Source organism: Streptococcus sanguinis, assembly GCF_900475275.1.
Lineage (GTDB): Bacteria > Bacillota > Bacilli > Lactobacillales > Streptococcaceae > Streptococcus > Streptococcus sanguinis_N.
This window is the reverse complement of the sequence record NZ_LS483364.1, coordinates 729,985-744,871: the sequence shown is the minus strand read 5'-3', so window position 1 is coordinate 744,871 and position 14,887 is coordinate 729,985. Positions and strand designations below refer to the sequence as shown.

18 protein-coding genes are annotated in these 14,887 nt (G+C 45.1%); 4 read left to right on the top strand and 14 right to left on the bottom strand.

Annotation, left to right across the window (positions count from 1 at the left end; genetic code table 11):
* Positions 1-21: 21 nt before the first annotated feature.
* The 8 genes from DQM55_RS03910 to rplK form a co-directional block, all read right to left on the bottom strand.
* Positions 22-1,011 (bottom strand): PhoH family protein, encoded by a 990-nt coding sequence (locus DQM55_RS03910; protein WP_145980188.1) that lies wholly within the window; start codon positions 1,009-1,011, stop codon positions 22-24.
* Positions 1,012-1,101: 90 nt separating this feature from the next.
* Positions 1,102-1,317 carry a YozE family protein gene (locus DQM55_RS03905; RefSeq protein WP_002894860.1) on the bottom strand — a complete coding sequence of 72 codons (216 nt, stop codon included), beginning with the start codon at positions 1,315-1,317 and terminating at the stop codon, positions 1,102-1,104.
* Between the two features lie 68 nt (positions 1,318-1,385).
* A complete protein-coding gene (cvfB, locus tag DQM55_RS03900; protein ID WP_111675533.1) occupies positions 1,386-2,240 on the bottom strand; it encodes an RNA-binding virulence regulatory protein CvfB in 855 nt (284 codons plus the stop codon).
* A gap of 104 nt (positions 2,241-2,344) precedes the next feature.
* Positions 2,345-2,902 (bottom strand): ribosome recycling factor, encoded by a 558-nt coding sequence (frr, locus tag DQM55_RS03895; RefSeq protein WP_111675532.1) that lies wholly within the window; start codon positions 2,900-2,902, stop codon positions 2,345-2,347.
* Between the two features lie 19 nt (positions 2,903-2,921).
* Positions 2,922-3,647: a UMP kinase gene (gene pyrH, locus DQM55_RS03890; protein WP_002894857.1), complete on the bottom strand. Its 726-nt coding sequence runs from the start codon at positions 3,645-3,647 to the stop codon at positions 2,922-2,924.
* Positions 3,648-3,837: 190 nt separating this feature from the next.
* Complete coding sequence (locus DQM55_RS03885) at positions 3,838-5,289, bottom strand: APC family permease (protein WP_111675531.1); 1,452 nt, start codon at positions 5,287-5,289, stop codon at positions 3,838-3,840.
* Positions 5,290-5,419: 130 nt separating this feature from the next.
* A complete protein-coding gene (rplA, locus tag DQM55_RS03880; RefSeq protein WP_002894855.1) occupies positions 5,420-6,109 on the bottom strand; it encodes a 50S ribosomal protein L1 in 690 nt (229 codons plus the stop codon).
* A 101-nt stretch (positions 6,110-6,210) separates the two neighbouring features.
* Entirely contained in the window at positions 6,211-6,636 is a 426-nt protein-coding gene (gene rplK, locus DQM55_RS03875) for a 50S ribosomal protein L11 (RefSeq protein WP_002894851.1), read from the bottom strand.
* Positions 6,637-6,787: 151 nt separating this feature from the next.
* Here rplK and DQM55_RS03870 point away from each other — a divergent pair, with 151 nt between their 5' ends.
* Positions 6,788-7,135: a DUF3397 domain-containing protein gene (locus DQM55_RS03870; protein WP_002897148.1), complete on the top strand. Its 348-nt coding sequence runs from the start codon at positions 6,788-6,790 to the stop codon at positions 7,133-7,135.
* Positions 7,136-7,245: 110 nt separating this feature from the next.
* Here DQM55_RS03870 and gloA2 read toward each other — a convergent pair whose 3' ends face one another.
* The 3 genes from gloA2 to DQM55_RS03855 all read right to left on the bottom strand — a co-directional run bounded on the left by gloA2 (position 7,246) and on the right by DQM55_RS03855 (position 10,364).
* On the bottom strand, positions 7,246-7,632 hold the full coding sequence (gene gloA2, locus DQM55_RS03865) for an SMU1112c/YaeR family gloxylase I-like metalloprotein (RefSeq protein ID WP_111675530.1): 387 nt from the start codon (positions 7,630-7,632) through the stop codon (positions 7,246-7,248).
* A gap of 113 nt (positions 7,633-7,745) precedes the next feature.
* The gene (locus tag DQM55_RS03860) at positions 7,746-10,052 is read right to left on the bottom strand and encodes a DNA translocase FtsK (protein WP_111675529.1); all 2,307 of its coding nucleotides are present in this window, start codon (positions 10,050-10,052) and stop codon (positions 7,746-7,748) included.
* Positions 10,053-10,181: 129 nt separating this feature from the next.
* The gene (locus DQM55_RS03855) at positions 10,182-10,364 is read right to left on the bottom strand and encodes a PspC domain-containing protein (protein WP_111675528.1); all 183 of its coding nucleotides are present in this window, start codon (positions 10,362-10,364) and stop codon (positions 10,182-10,184) included.
* A gap of 222 nt (positions 10,365-10,586) precedes the next feature.
* Between DQM55_RS03855 and DQM55_RS03850 the strand changes: the two genes are divergently transcribed.
* From DQM55_RS03850 to DQM55_RS03840, 3 genes are read left to right on the top strand one after another with little or no spacing between them, the layout of a single operon-like run.
* The gene (locus DQM55_RS03850) at positions 10,587-11,006 is read left to right on the top strand and encodes an NUDIX domain-containing protein (protein WP_111675527.1); all 420 of its coding nucleotides are present in this window, start codon (positions 10,587-10,589) and stop codon (positions 11,004-11,006) included.
* A gap of 54 nt (positions 11,007-11,060) precedes the next feature.
* Positions 11,061-11,879, top strand: coding sequence for a peptidylprolyl isomerase (locus tag DQM55_RS03845; RefSeq protein ID WP_111675526.1), 819 nt, complete (start codon positions 11,061-11,063; stop codon positions 11,877-11,879).
* 35 nt (positions 11,880-11,914) lie between these two features.
* Positions 11,915-12,151 (top strand): zinc-ribbon domain-containing protein, encoded by a 237-nt coding sequence (locus tag DQM55_RS03840; protein ID WP_002897142.1) that lies wholly within the window; start codon positions 11,915-11,917, stop codon positions 12,149-12,151.
* Between the two features lie 54 nt (positions 12,152-12,205).
* On the opposite strand, the gene DQM55_RS03835 is transcribed toward DQM55_RS03840, so the two are convergent.
* The 3 genes from DQM55_RS03835 to DQM55_RS03825 form a co-directional block, all read right to left on the bottom strand.
* Positions 12,206-13,747: an ABC-F family ATP-binding cassette domain-containing protein gene (locus DQM55_RS03835; protein ID WP_111675525.1), complete on the bottom strand. Its 1,542-nt coding sequence runs from the start codon at positions 13,745-13,747 to the stop codon at positions 12,206-12,208.
* Between the two features lie 111 nt (positions 13,748-13,858).
* On the bottom strand, positions 13,859-14,167 hold the full coding sequence (locus DQM55_RS03830) for a DUF898 family protein (protein WP_002894826.1): 309 nt from the start codon (positions 14,165-14,167) through the stop codon (positions 13,859-13,861).
* A gap of 13 nt (positions 14,168-14,180) precedes the next feature.
* Positions 14,181-14,873, bottom strand: a complete 693-nt coding sequence (locus DQM55_RS03825; RefSeq protein WP_002920681.1) for a 5'-methylthioadenosine/adenosylhomocysteine nucleosidase — start codon at positions 14,871-14,873, stop codon at positions 14,181-14,183.
* Positions 14,874-14,887 lie beyond the last annotated feature (14 nt).

Genomic DNA, 14,887 nt, shown 5'->3' with positions numbered 1-14,887 from the left:
TAAATCTGCTCTTTTCGTATGTTATTCCATTTCTTCTGGCTCAGTTGCAGCCTCTTTAACAGGAGCTGGTTCATAAGCCCTGATAATCTGCGCCACCACTGGATGACGAACGACATCCTTAGCTGAGAAATGCACAAAATCGATCTGGGAGATGTTCTTCAATTTCTCCTGAGCATCAATGAGTCCTGATTTAACATTGCGAGGCAGGTCAATCTGGCTGATGTCTCCATTGACAATCATCTTGGACTGGAAACCGAGGCGTGTCAGAAACATCTTCATCTGCATGATGGTGGTATTTTGAGCCTCATCCAGAATCACAAAGGCATCATCCAGCGTCCGCCCCCGCATATAGGCTAAAGGTGCAATCTCAATGATTTCTCGCTCCATAAGGCGTGTCGTCTGGTCCTTGCCCAAAATCTGATACAAGGCATCATAGACCGGGCGCAGATATGGATCAACCTTTTCCTTAAGATCACCAGGCAAAAAGCCCAAACTCTCACCAGCTTCCACTGCTGGCCGTGTTAAGATGATTCGCTTGACCTGCCCACGTTTGAGAGCTGTCACGGCCAAGGTCACCGCCAAAAAGGTCTTCCCTGTTCCAGCCGGCCCGATCCCAAAGACAATATCATGATTTTTAACGCTGTCCACATAGATTTTTTGACCAAGTGTCTTGACCCGAATTGGCTTGCCATAGCTATCCTTGATAATCTCTTCTTCGTAAAGAGCTACAAACTTATCAATTTCATCATTTTTGACCATGGTAATGGCTGTCACAACATCGGGTGTGCCGATGGTCATGCCACGATTGACCAAGACCAACAGAGCCTGAATGACCTGTCGAGTCTCCTCACAGGCAGCCTCCGTACCCAAAATCTGCACAATCTCGGTTCGGGCATGAATGGTTACCTTCAATTCCTGCTCCATCAGGCGCAGATGGCGTTCATTAGAGCCAAAGAGATGAAAGGCATCATCTGGATGGCCCAGTTTCAATTCTACTGAATGTTCCTGCAAACAAAGAACCTCTCTATTTTATTTTTTTGAATAAATTACCTTTATTATATCAAAGCAAGCAGAAAATGACTATCCCTAGCCACTATCCACTTAATGGGCTTGATATTCTTCCCAAATAGCATCGAATTCCCCCAAGTTAAAGGAAAAATTTGCGTGCTCCTCCAGAAAACGACTGACCTCATCAAAATCATCCGTATGCTTGGGAAAGGCAGTATCCTGAAAAGCCAAATCCGCCAAAATAGCCTTAGGCTCCTTGCTCTTAGGATTGCGCTCTGTCATCAGCCAGCTGTAAAAAGATTTTCTCATGGGTTCCTTTCATTTCTTTAAGATCATATCCTTCCAAGCATCAGCTCTAGATATGAGACTCTCTATCCTCACACCAACTCCGTTCCAGTCGGGTCCTGCTTGATTTTACCAGCTTTCATCAGCCCACCTAGAGCTTTTTTAAACTGGCCTTTGGAAATTCCAAAGGTAGCCTTGATGTCGTCTGGTGAAGATTTATCGTTCAAAGTCATAAAACCGCCATTGCTCTCCAGATAGGTCAGAATCATCTGGGCATCGTTTTCCAACATTTCAAAGGAACGAGGCTTGAGGGAGAGATTAAGCGTGCGGTCTACTTCACGGAAGCCAATCACCCGTGCGTCCAAGACCTGCCCCAAACGTGGCTCTGCATAGCGCTCACTCGGATGGATAAAGCCCAGCATATTATTCTCCGGCAGGTAGACAAAGGTGCCAGAAAGCTTGAGCCGATAAACGATGGCTGGCCAGTTTTGGTTCTGCATGTTATTGTAGGCAGGACGAGCCAGACGCTGGAAATCCTCTTGATAAGCCAGTTGACCCCAGATGCGGTCTTTTTTGTCCACCTCCAGACGGATATAAAGGCGGTCGCCCTTCTTAGGCCAGAGTTCCTTGATCTCTGGCAAGATGTCTAGTGACACGACGATTTGCTTATCCGGCAGACCGGTATCGACAAAGACGCCTAGATCCTTTCGGACCTCCGTTACCGTTCCCCAGCCAAACTGGTCTTGGGTCGCTGTAACTTCGAGAGTTGTCAAACGAAGCTTCTGCTTCATATCGCTATAGGCAAAGCCTTTGACAGACTGACCCAGCTCATGCGTTCCCTCTTCCTTAGAAAGAGCGTAAACCTGACCGTCCTTTTGAACAAAGTAAAAGCGATCATTTTCATCCGTGATGATACCCACGATGAAGCTGGCAAGATTTGTATTCATATAGACCTATTTTCTACCTTGCTTCTTCAAACCGGGCAAGGATTTTTGATGTTAAAACAACTCAGTCAGCCAAAGCCAACTGAGTTTTGATTCTGATAAAAATGTTAAACTTCTAAAAGTTCTTTTTCTTTGTTTGCTGTCATTTCATCGATATGTTTGACAGCATCGTCCGTTACTTTTTGAATATCCTTTTCCAGGGTCTTCAATTCGTCTTCAGTGATTTCTTTGGCTTTTTCCTGCTTCTTAGCTTCATCCATAGCATCGCGACGGATGTTGCGGATAGCAACTTTAGCATTTTCACCGACCTTTTTCACTTCTTTAGCCAAGTCCCGGCGAGTTTCCTCTGTCAGAGCTGGAATGACCAGACGAATCACAGAGCCATCGCTGGCTGGAGTAATTCCAAGGTCAGAAGCATTAAGCGCACGCTCAATATCCTTGATAGAAGACTTGTCAAAAGGTGTTACCAAAAGAACACGTGCTTCCGGAATCGTAATCGAAGCGATTTGGTTGAGCGGAGTTTCTACTCCATAGTACTCCACATGGATGCGATCCAAAAGGCTGGCATTGGCGCGGCCTGCACGGATGCTGCCAAATTCACGAGCCAGACTTTGGTGCGAGTGGATCATTCTTTCTTTTGCTTTTTCTACAATTGCATTTGCCATGAGTTTCTAATCTCCGTTCTTATAAATTATTTGATACTGTTGTTCCGATTTGCTCACCGATAACAACACGTTTGATATTGCCTGGCTCATTCATGTTAAAGACAACCAAGTCAATATCATTGTCCATAGACAAGGTCGAAGCCGTTGAGTCCATAATCCGCAGTCCCTTACTGATGACATCCCGGTGGGTCAGTTCATCAAACTTAACTGCAGTCTTGTCCTTCTTAGGATCGGCATTATAGACACCGTCCACGCCATTTTTAGCCATGAGAATCGCATCCGCTTCAATCTCTGCTGATCGCAAGGCAGCGGTTGTATCGGTTGAAAAATAAGGAGAACCAATACCTGCACCGAAAATGACGATACGGCCTTTTTCCAGATGACGAAGGGCCCGACCACGGATGTAAGGTTCAGCAACCTGCTGCATAGCAATCGCTGTCTGCACGCGCGTATCTACACCTACCTGCTGCAGCGAATCCGCCATTACCAGCGCATTCATGACAGTGCCCAACATACCAGTATAATCGGCCTGCACACGATCCATACCCGCTTCTGCTGCCGGCTCACCCCGCCAAAGGTTTCCGCCTCCGATAACCAGAGCAATTTGAACTCCCAAATCATGAACTTCTTTGATTTCTTCCGCCATCTTCTGAACAGTTTGAATATCAATACCAACGCCTTTTTCACCGGCAAGAGCTTCACCTGACAACTTAATCAAAATACGCTTATACTTAGGTTCTACCATTTTTTTACTCCTTATTTTATCTGTACTATTTTACCACATTTTATGATTTTTATATAGTTAAATCACTGAATTTTTTCTTTTTTCCTTTTTGTAAAATAGCAGAGCAGACTAACTCATTTCACAGAAAAACCAGCCCCATCATCAGATAGGACTGGGAATGAATACTTTAATCATCTTTTGCTAGGTCTACTCACTGCTTGAGAGACTGTTTCTTTTCCCGCTTAGCTAAGAGTGGCAGGATGACACCCAGACTGATCAAGACGATTGGTGTCAGGATATTTGTCAAGAGAGAGAATTGCCATCCAGCTGGATCTTTGGCAAAGTCCACTTTCGGAACCATCCCTAAAATGCAGGCAAAGGCTGTAAAGAGGAAGCACCAAGCTCCGATGGCAAAGCCAACTTTGGGATTTTTGGTAAACTTGTACTCAGCATCCTTGTACTTCTTCCAGGCCTTGTTCAACATCATATAGGCCAGGAATACCCAGAGATAACGCATGGGCATAACGATGGAGTTGAGATTGGTCATCCATTTGACCAGGCCGTCAATTTCTTTGATTCCAAAGATAGGCAGAATAATCAAGAAGCTAACCAAAATCCCCGTCAGAATGTAACCGTTAATGAGGACCCCTTTTGATGTTCTCTTGCGCAACCAACTTGGAACAAACTCTTCATCTGCATTATTGAGCATGATTTGCAGAGGTGCGTCAATAGAGAAAGCCAGTGCAGCAATCTGTCCAACCATATTGGTCAGGGCATAGATGACTACTAGTACATTGCCCACTCCCCAGTAGTTGCCCAGCTTTTGGAAGGCTTGGTAAGCTCCATTTCGCATCAGGTCTTCAGGAATATTACTGCCATCAAAAAGCATGCCCATAGCCAGAGAGCCTAGGATAGCAGATGCACCAACCATGACAGCCATGACAATCATCCCCTTTGGAAATTCCTTGGCTGGATTGCGTGTTTGGTTAACGTAAGGCGAGATTTTCTCAGCCCCGCCGACCGCAAAGACCAAGAGGGAGATAGTCGTGAAATAAGAAAAATCAAAATTGGGAATGTAAGTGCTGAGCTTATCCATATTGGCCGTCGCAAACTGCATATCAGGTTTGATAAAAGGAGCCCCGACCGCTAAGAGGACGAAGAGGAAAGACATAATCAGCATAGCACTTCCTGCCAAGCCCCCAATCACCTTGAGTGTAGACAGCCCCTTGGTTGACAAGTAGAGAAAGGCACCAAAAATCAGCAAGCCAAGAATAACAATCCAATGAATATCAAGGCTACTCAAAAAGTCGCCATTCCCCTGAATAGCCCAGCCCAGCGGAATCAAAACTCCCTGCGGCTTCTGAGCCAGATAGGGAATGTGCACCACCCAGTAAGTCCAGGCCGCAAAATAAGCCAGCCGCTTGGTAGAGGTTTTCTCCACCCAGTCGCTGACACCGCCTCCGCTCTCCTTAAAAGTAGAGCCTAACTGTCCCACGATGAGGGCATAGGGAATAAAGTAAATAGCCAGGATAAGAATCCAAGAAACAATTACCGAAATGCCCTGCTGGGAGTAGTTATTAACTACATTTCCCAGACCCCAGACCATATTAAAAGCAATCAGAGATACCATCAGCCAAGTTAGCTGGTTCTGATCTTTTTTCATGACACCGTCTCCTTTTGTTATAAAATAAATTGATTCGATATTATTATAACATGTTTCTATGAGTTTTTAATCGCTATCAGCATTTTTATTTCAAAAAAAGAACTACCTAAAGGCAGTTCAATATAAATTCTTAAAGTGAGTTTACGTCAACCTTGATACCAACACCTTGTGTAGTAGTGATAGTCAGGTTGGTTACGTAAGTACCTTTAGCAGTAGCTGGTTTCGCTTTTTGGATTGTGTCGTTGAAAGCTTTGAAGTTTTCAACCAACTTGTCAGCTTCAAATGAAACTTTACCAATGATAGCTTGTACGTTACCTGCACGGTCTGCACGGTAAGTAATCTTACCACCTTTAGACTCTTCAACTGCTTTTGCAACGTCCATTGTTACAGTACCAGTCTTAGGGTTTGGCATCAAGTTACGAGGTCCAAGGACACGTCCAAGGCGACCTACAAGTGCCATCATATCAGGTGTAGCGATTACTACATCAAAGTCCAACCAACCGTCGTTGATTTTTGCAACGAGGTCATCTTCACCAACGAAGTCTGCACCAGCAGCTTTCGCTTCTTCTGCTTTAGCACCACGTGCGAAAACAAGAACGCGTGAAGTTTTACCAGTTCCGTTTGGCAATACCATTGCGCCACGGATTTGTTGGTCAGCTTTTTTAACGTCGATGTTCAAGTTATAAGCAACTTCTACAGTTGCGTCGAATTTTGCAAAGTTAGTTTCTTTTGCAAGTGCTACAGCTTCTTCTACGCTGTATGCTTTTGTGCTGTCGATTTTTTCAAGAGCAGCACGAAGTTGTTTGCTTTTTTTAGCCATTTTATCTTTCTCCTTGTAAGTGGTTCAATCGATTTTCATCTCCCACGTCACTCATCAATCTGATCAAGTGTAGTGCGGGCAAATGGGACGAGCGTTATTGATTAGTCAACAACAGTGAATCCCATAGAACGAGCAGTACCTTCAATCATACGCATTGCAGACTCGATGTTTGCAGCGTTCAAATCTGGCATCTTAGTTTCAGCAATTTCTTGTACTTGCGCACGAGTAACTGTTGCAACTTTCGTTTTGTTTGGCTCACCAGAACCTTTTTCAACACCTGCAGCTTTCTTCAGAAGAACAGCAGCTGGCGGAGTCTTAGTCACGAAAGTGAATGATTTGTCTTCGTATACTGAGATAACAACTGGAATAATCATACCAGCTTGATCAGCTGTACGAGCGTTGAACTCCTTAGTGAATCCCATGATGTTGATACCGGCTTGACCAAGCGCAGGACCAACTGGTGGAGCTGGAGTAGCTTTACCAGCAGGGATTTGCAATTTTACAAGTTTTTCGACTTTTTTAGCCATTTTTAAATCCTCCTTTGTGGTTTTGGCGGTAAATAAAGATTTTTACCTCCCACAAGTATGCTTTTTGCATACCTTTCTATTATACACTAAACTTTGTTAAATGCAAGGAATTTTATCTTCTTTTTTGAATTTTTTGTGGTAAAATAATCTTATGACACTATTAAAGATTGCTTCGATTTTATTTATCTTTTTAACATTGATTTTAACCACTATTACAGTGCGAGTTTTTCAATTAAGAAAATACGGTTTAAACTTTGCGGACTTGGCTTTTCCGCTTTTTGTTGTGGAATTTTATATTATTTCAGACAAGGCCTACTATCATAGCTTGCTGCCCCAGCTGACTCTGGCTCTCTCAGTTCTTGCTATCGCCATCACCATCTATTTTCTCAAGAAAAAACGGAGCTTCTACTACCCTAAGTTCTTTAAGTTCTTCTGGCGGGCCGGTTTTCTTCTGACCTTCTTCATGTACCTAGCCATGGTCATCGGACTCTTTTTGTAATAATGTAAAACAAAACCCATCGGTTATGAGATAGCTGATGGGTTTTTCATATGTGAGATTTACAAGTCCTTCTTTTGCCGTGAAAGAAGAACCTTACGATGCTCCTAGTCTTATTCATGAATCTCCAGAGGCAGGCCATCTGGATCAAAGAAGAAAGCCATCTTACGGCCGTCAAAGTCGTCATAGCGCAGCTCGGTATGAGGAATCTCCAAACGGTCAAATTCCTCTAGCGTTTCTTCGACATTTGTCACTCGGAAGGCCAGATGCCGCAGACCCGTATGCTCTGGAGCAGGCAAGGCTGGCCGCTTGGGAGCTTCTTCCTTGATAAAAATTTCCAGAATTAGATTTCCCTTGCGAACGTTAAAGAGAATGTCCTGCTTGTCTGGCCGATGGTGCTCATCCAGCTGCTCAAAGCCCAGCTTGTCCACATAAAACTCCCTAGTCTTGGCATAATCATGGCCAATGATGGCTATATGGTGAATAGTGTCTAGTTTCATACCTTCTTTTCCTTTCCTTGGCAATGTGTAAGTAGAGAAAATCTGCCGGCTGACTGCTGGCAGATTTATTTTTATCAAATGATTATCTTGCTGGCAGACTAGTGAAATTAGAATTAATTAGTCTGCAAAACTTTTCTCGGCTTGGTTCCTTCTGCTGGTCCGATAACGCCTGCCGCTTCAAGTTCTTCCATAAGACGAGTGGCTCGATTAAAGCCGACCGAGAGTCTCCGCTGGATCATTGAAGCGCTAGCTTTCTGAGTCTCGATGACCAAGGCCTTGGCTTCTTCAAAGAGAGGATCGCCTTCATCGTCGCCCCCGCCAGTATCCAAATCACTTTCAGATACTTCACCAGGATCAAAGCTATCATCATAGTCAGCTTCAGCTTGATTCTTGACGAAGGCTACGATTCGCTCTACATCTTCATCTGAGATAAAGGAGCCCTGCAGACGAACCGGATGGTTTTCATCAATTGGCTTAAAGAGCATATCCCCTCGACCCAAGAGCTTTTCTGCCCCATTTTCATCCAGAATGGTCCGACTGTCTGTCCCGCTGGAGACTGCAAAGGCAATCCGAGAAGGCACATTAGCCTTAATCAGACCGGAGATAACATCTACAGATGGCCGCTGGGTAGCCAGAATCATGTGAATCCCAGCCGCACGCGCTTTCTGCCCTAAACGGATAATGGCGTCTTCCACTTCCTTGCTGGCCACCATCATAAGGTCAGCCAGCTCGTCCACGATGACGACGATTAAAGGCAGGGGAACCTGCTTGTATTCTGACTGAGCATTGTACTCGGCTACTTTAGCATTGTAGCCAGCAATGTTACGGGCACCGACCTTGGAGAAGAGTTCATAGCGGTTTTCCATCTCATCTACAACCTTCTGGAGTGCACGGCTAGCCTTGCGAGGATTGGTCACGACTGGGATAAGCAAGTGGGGAATGTCATTATAAACGGACAGCTCCACCATCTTAGGATCCACCATCATAAACTTGACTTCATCAGGTCTGGCTTTCATGAGAATGCTGGCAATAATACCGTTGACGGCCACAGATTTTCCAGAACCAGTAGAGCCCGCTACCAAGAGATGGGGCATCTTAGCCAAGTCAAAGGAGCGGACAGAGCCGTTGACAGCCTTCCCAAGTGGGATTTCTAGGAGCTTGCTGGCATCCGTCTTCGACTGTTCCCAAAGTTCTCGGAAAGTCACGGTCGCAACTTCAGAGTTGGGCACTTCAATCCCTACTAGGGATTTCCCAGGAATCGGTGCCTCAATCCGTACATCCTTGGCAGCTAGGGCAAGAGCCAAGTCATCAGCCAGATTGGAAATCCGATTGACCCGAACACCAACAGCTGGCTTGACCTCGTACTTAGTGACGGAAGGTCCGATTTCAGCCCGCTCAACAGCAGCCTTGATCCCAAAACTAGCAAAGGTCTCTTCCAAAATCTTAATATTGTCTCGGACAATGCGTTTTTCCTTGGACTGGTTTTTAGGCTTGTCGGGCGCAAAGAGGTTGATGGTCGGCAGCTTATAGTCCAGACTTTCCTTGGCGGTAAAGTCCACTTCTACCTCTACATCCGCATCTGCCTCCTCCGTCTCTTCTTCACGACCAAAGTCCAGAGGCTCATGGGGGTCATACTCCCCCACTTCCTCATAGTCTGCCTCGTCAAAGTCCACAGCTGTATCTGACAAGTCCTCGTCATCTAAAATCTCTCCTGTTTCAGGATCGACTTCAGCTTCTTCTTGCTCTACTTCAATGGCTTGCATCGCTGCCTGTGCAGCTTTCTCTTCCTGCTCCAAGAAACGGAGCTGCCGCTTTTCTTCCTGCTTCTCTCTCCAATTTTGAAAGGCTGCCATAGCCTTTTCTGAAATGTCATAGATAGACCAAGGGCTCATGAGCAGACCGCCCAAAAGAATGAGGAGCAAGCCGAAGAAATAGGAGCCAATATTTGAAAAAAGGAAAGAGATAGGTGCGTACAGGAGAGAGCCCAGCAGGCCGCCACCCGCGAAGGAGCTGACCTTAAAAGCTGTCAAATCAGTCAAGACCCTGCCTAGAGTTGTGGATAAGACAGCTGCCCCTTCTAGCTTCAACACACTGACAAAATAAGCTTGGAAGATCAACTCCAACCCTAAAAAGAGGCTGATAAATCCTGAAACCGTCCCCTCGTGCTTGTGCAGCCACTTGAAAAAAAAGAGATAGCCAAAGCTGGCCAGAATAGCCAGATAAGCCAAGCTTCCCACCAAGAGGCGAATCATATTATAAATGGTAACCCCAAAGGCGCCCAGCTTTATAGCTGCAAACAAAAGAATAAGAGCCAGCACAAAGGTGGCAATCATTCTCTTTATTGCTTTTTGTCTTTCTAATTCTGCTTTTGTCGGCCGGCGAGTTGTCCGGCCTTTTTTCGTGTTTTTCTTAGTTGCCATAACCCTTATTATACCATATTTGAGCCATAGATGAGAAATCTTTTATCTAGATCAGAAACAAAAAACTTATTTATCCACGCAAAAAGAACTGGACTAACCAGTTCTCATTTCACTATCACAAAATTCTTATTAAGCCTCTGGCATAACCGCCCAGGCAATCAAGTAAGCCAAGACACCTGTACCTGCTGCACAGCAAAAAACAATACAAAGAATACGGACCAAGGTTGGATCTAAATCAAAGTAGTTTGCGATACCAGCACATACACCAGCGATTTTCTTGTTTTTGACATCTCTTGTCAGTCTTTTCTCCATGGAAAACACTCCTTATTATTTTTACTTTGTTTATTTTACCATAACATCTCTCAATGCACAAGTTCGCCTGCTATTAAGCTCTCTCTTTAGATAAAATTTAATTACATCAAGATGATTTGTTCACTCTACCATACTTTTAACAAGTCCAAGCAAAACTCTTGTTCTTATGTTAGAATATAGAGAAATTCTAATTAACAGTAAAAATATTTCAGAAGGAAAATAATGCGAGCCGGAGTCATTCTTTTCAATCCCGAAACCAAGCAAATACTACTCATCCACCGCTGGAAAAATGGAGAAGAGTATTTTGTGATACCGGGCGGCGGAGCCGAGTCAGGTGAGACTGCAGTCAAAGCAGCTCAGCGAGAAATTCAGGAAGAGCTGGGTTGGAGCTTGTCTGAAAAGCAGCTGCAGCCAGCCTTTACTTTCAGAAATGGCCAACGCTTAGAAATCTATTTTCATGCCGCTATCAGCCATACATCAGCCCCAGTGATTCAGGGCGAGGAAGCCCTTCGCAGTCATGCCCAGAATCTCTATCAGCCTGAATGGCTAGATATAGAAGCAATTCGCGACCTGAACTTACGGCTAGCAGGACTTAAAAATCTGCTCCTGGATTGTCTGACACAGGAGGGTTTGAAAAACTAGCCTAATTGTAGTAAAATATCAGTAGTTTACAATCTAATGTGAGAAAGGTTTTATATGAAAAAAATTCTTCTTATCAGCCTCTTATCAGGACTTGTCTTGGCTGGCTGCTCTGGTAAAGGTAAGAAAGAGGAGACTACTAGCTCCTCCAACTCATCCAGCAGTTCTTCGCTAGTGAGCTCTAGCTCTGACCCAGAGGAAACCAGCAAACTCCGTGAGCAATTCAAGGATGCCATGACCAACGAAAATGCCAACTTCCCGCAGCTGTCTACAGAAGTTGCTGAAGATGAAGCGGAAGTCAAATTGGTAACGACTGAAGGGGATATCCGCATCAAGCTCTTTCCAAAACAAGCCCCACTGGCGGTCGAAAACTTCCTGACCCATGCTAAGGAAGGCTATTATGACGGTATTATATTCCACCGTGTTATCAATGAATTTATGATTCAGACCGGAGATCCTAAAGGCAACGGCACTGGAGGCGAGTCTATCTGGAAGGGAAAAGACAAGTCTAAAGACTCTGGAAACGGCTTTAAAAATGAGTATTCTCCATATCTTTATAATATTCGTGGCGCTCTATCCATGGCCAATGCAGGCCCTGATACCAATGGCAGTCAGTTCTTCATTAACCAAAGCAAGAAAGACCTGTCCAGCCAAATGTCTACGGATTCTTTCCCAGCTAAAATCATCGAAGCCTATAAAAACGGTGGAAATCCTACTTTAGATGGCGGAGCTTATACCGTATTTGGCCAAGTGCTGGAAGGGATGGATGTGGTGGACAAAATCGCTGCCGCAGAAACAGACGACAACGACAAGCCTAAAAAAGATATCAAGATTGAAAAAATCGAGATTATCAAGGACTATGACTTCAGCAAATAAGCTTGCTGCCCAACCAATAAAGGAGGGAAATCAATATGATTATCTGGGGATATAAAGGTTATCAGAAAAACGTAGGACAGACCCAAAGCAATATCGAATGTGCCAACTGCCACAATGTCGCACCTTGGGACATTATTGAAACCGGCCGAAAGTTTACACTCTATTGGATTCCAACCTTTCCTTACGGTAGAAAACATTACCTCACCTGCCCTGTATGCCAGCACGGTAAACAGATTGAGAAGCAGGAAATCGAGCAGTTTTTGAATTATTAGTAATAGAAAGAGACGATTCTCAATGAACCATCTCTTTTCTTTTATTAAATTTTATCAAGTCAACTGGTTAAAATTCCAAATCTGATCCATCCAGCCTTCATAGAAATCAGGCTCGTGGCAGACCATGAGGATACTGCCCTTGTATTCTTTCAGCGCCCGTTTGAGCTCTTCCTTGGCATCGACATCCAGGTGGTTGGTCGGCTCGTCCAGCACAAGAACATTATTTTCTCGGTTCATAAGGAGGCAAAGGCGGACCTTGGCCTGCTCTCCACCTGAAAGGACCTGAATTTGGCTCTCGATGTGCTTGGAGGTCAGACCACATCTAGCTAAAGCAGCTCGGACTTCTGCTTGGTTAAGAGCCGGAAAGGCGTTCCAGACTGCTTCCAGCGGTGTCTGACGATTGCCGCCTTCGACTTCCTGCTCGAAATAACCCAGCTCCAGATAGTCCCCGCGCTCGACTTGACCTTCGATAGGCGGGATAATCCCTAGCAAACTCTTGAGCAGGGTCGTTTTCCCAATCCCATTTGCCCCGATGATAGCCACCTTCTGATTGCGCTCAAAGGTCAGGTTAAGGGGCTGGGTCAGCGGTCGGTCGTAACCAATCTGCAAATCTTTGGCTTGGAAGATAAAACGGCCAGGTGTGCGGGCAGGCTTGAAGTCAAAGGTAGGCTTTGGCTTCTCACTCTGCAGCTCAATAATATCCATCTTATCCAGCTTTTTCTGGCGGGACATGGCCATATTACGGGTCGCCACACGGGCTTTATTGCGAGCCACAAAGTCCTTAAGGTCCGCAATTTCTTTCTGCTGGCGCTCATAGGCTGCTTCCAGCTGAGATTTTTTCATCTCATAGACTTCCTGGAACTGATAGTAGTCGCCAGAATAACGGGTCAAGTGCTGATTTTCCACATGGTAGACGATATTAATCACGTCATTCAGGAAAGGAATATCATGCGAGATCAGAACAAAGGCATTTTCATAGTTCTGTAGGTAACGCTTGAGCCAGTCAATGTGCTCCGCATCCAGATAGTTGGTCGGCTCGTCCAAGAGCAGGATATCCGGTTTTTCCAGAAGCAACTTAGCCAAGAGAACCTTGGTCCGCTGTCCGCCAGATAGCTCCGTCACATCACTCTCCATACCGTAATCCATAACACCTAGTGCCCGTGCGACCTCGTCAATCTTGGCATCTAGAGTATAGAAATCTCGGCTCTCCAAGCGGTCCTGCAGCTCGCCCACTTCTTCCATAAGGGCATCAACGTCTGCTCCATCCTCAGCCATGCTCATATAGATTTCATTGATGCGGGCCTCTGTCTTGAAAAGATCGTCAAAGGCTATACGCAAGACATCACGGACAGACTGACCTTGCTCCAGCACTGCATGCTGGTCCAGATAGCCAGCCGTCACATACTTGGACCACTCAACCTTACCTTCGTCCGGCAGCATTTTACCTGTCACAATGCTCATAAAGGTTGACTTTCCCTCACCATTGGCACCGACTAGGCCGATATGCTCACCTTTAAGGAGGCGGAAGGATACATCCTCAAAAATAGCCCGGTCTCCGAAACCGTGGCTGAGATTTTTTACTTCTAAAATACTCATTTTTTCTCCTCTATCATTGATTGCAGTTCCTTGATTATACCATCAAAAGGGATTTTTTGGCAAGACTGAAGAAAGGGAAAAGCGAGCCACTTAAGTCTCGCTTGCTTGGTCTCAATTCACATGATGCGTATGCTTGGTAATCCACTGGGTCAGTTTGATTTTCAGCCAAAAGCCATAAATACCAAAGGTAACAATGGTCAGGAGCCACCACTTGATCCAATTCCCAAAAAGCTGCATGGCAGTACCATCAAAGTAAAGACGGTGCCCGTCAATAACTGTATGTTTTATCTTCCAATTATACAGAATACACATGCCCCAAGGTGCACAAATTCCCAGCGTAAATACTGTAATCAAGGTAGCTAAAATCACATGACCGATGTAAGAAAAGAGACCACCATCAAAATAAGACTCTTTGTACATACTATCTCCCCCTTTAAACCAACTCTTTCAGAAATTGAATCAGGGTCTCTGCAGAGCGTTTACCAGCTTCAAGAATGAATTCATCAAAAGTAACATTAGCATCATGGCTAGCTGTGTCGCTCATGGCGCGAATAACCATAAAGGGCAGGCCAATCGAATGTGTAGCTTGAGCAATAGCTGCCCCTTCCATCTCGACAGCAAGGACATCTGGGAAATGCTCCTTGATGCGGTCAATCTTGTCTTGACCTGCAACAAAGCTGTCACCTGTCGCAATCAACCCTACTCTGGCCTTCTGATGAGTCTTGTCTAAAATTTTCTTCATTTCAGCAACCAGATAGCGACTCGCTTCAAAATAGAGTGGCTGTCGTGCCATCTGACCGTAGTCATAGCCAAAGGCCGTCACATCCACATCATGGTAGACCAGACGATCTGCGACCACCACATCGCCGATAGCCAAACCTTCTGCCACTGCTCCAGCTGAGCCTGTGTTAATCACGGCTGTGACCTTGAAGTCATTGACCAAAACAGCCACGCTCATAGCAGACATAACCTTGCCAATCCCGCTTTCGACCAACACCACTTCATGATAGCCGATGGAGCCCGTATGATAGACATGGCCCAAACGCAGGTGCTTCTGCGGGTTTTCTAAATGCTCCAACAGAATCTTCAACTCCTCGGGCATGGCAGCGATAATTCCAATTTTCATATAATACCTCAAAT

Excerpts from the sequence above, each read along its gene's own strand:
- DQM55_RS03840 (WP_002897142.1), top strand. The coding sequence starts at position 11,915 with ATGATTATCTGGGGATATAAAGGTTATCAGAAAAACGTAGGACAGACC.
- DQM55_RS03850 (WP_111675527.1), top strand. The coding sequence starts at position 10,587 with ATGCGAGCCGGAGTCATTCTTTTCAATCCCGAAACCAAGCAAATACTA.
- DQM55_RS03835 (WP_111675525.1), bottom strand. The coding sequence starts at position 13,747 with ATGAGTATTTTAGAAGTAAAAAATCTCAGCCACGGTTTCGGAGACCGG.
- cvfB (WP_111675533.1), bottom strand. The coding sequence starts at position 2,240 with ATGAATACAAATCTTGCCAGCTTCATCGTGGGTATCATCACGGATGAA.
- DQM55_RS03825 (WP_002920681.1), bottom strand. The coding sequence starts at position 14,873 with ATGAAAATTGGAATTATCGCTGCCATGCCCGAGGAGTTGAAGATTCTG.
- pyrH (WP_002894857.1), bottom strand. The coding sequence starts at position 3,647 with ATGGTAGAACCTAAGTATAAGCGTATTTTGATTAAGTTGTCAGGTGAA.
- frr (WP_111675532.1), bottom strand. The coding sequence starts at position 2,902 with ATGGCAAATGCAATTGTAGAAAAAGCAAAAGAAAGAATGATCCACTCG.
- gloA2 (WP_111675530.1), bottom strand. The coding sequence starts at position 7,632 with ATGAAACTAGACACTATTCACCATATAGCCATCATTGGCCATGATTAT.
- DQM55_RS03870 (WP_002897148.1), top strand. The coding sequence starts at position 6,788 with ATGACACTATTAAAGATTGCTTCGATTTTATTTATCTTTTTAACATTG.
- rplK (WP_002894851.1), bottom strand. The coding sequence starts at position 6,636 with ATGGCTAAAAAAGTCGAAAAACTTGTAAAATTGCAAATCCCTGCTGGT.
- DQM55_RS03885 (WP_111675531.1), bottom strand. The coding sequence starts at position 5,289 with ATGAAAAAAGATCAGAACCAGCTAACTTGGCTGATGGTATCTCTGATT.
- DQM55_RS03845 (WP_111675526.1), top strand. The coding sequence starts at position 11,061 with ATGAAAAAAATTCTTCTTATCAGCCTCTTATCAGGACTTGTCTTGGCT.
- DQM55_RS03855 (WP_111675528.1), bottom strand. The coding sequence starts at position 10,364 with ATGGAGAAAAGACTGACAAGAGATGTCAAAAACAAGAAAATCGCTGGT.
- DQM55_RS03860 (WP_111675529.1), bottom strand. The coding sequence starts at position 10,052 with ATGGCAACTAAGAAAAACACGAAAAAAGGCCGGACAACTCGCCGGCCG.
- DQM55_RS03830 (WP_002894826.1), bottom strand. The coding sequence starts at position 14,167 with ATGTACAAAGAGTCTTATTTTGATGGTGGTCTCTTTTCTTACATCGGT.
- DQM55_RS03905 (WP_002894860.1), bottom strand. The coding sequence starts at position 1,317 with ATGAGAAAATCTTTTTACAGCTGGCTGATGACAGAGCGCAATCCTAAG.
- rplA (WP_002894855.1), bottom strand. The coding sequence starts at position 6,109 with ATGGCTAAAAAAAGCAAACAACTTCGTGCTGCTCTTGAAAAAATCGAC.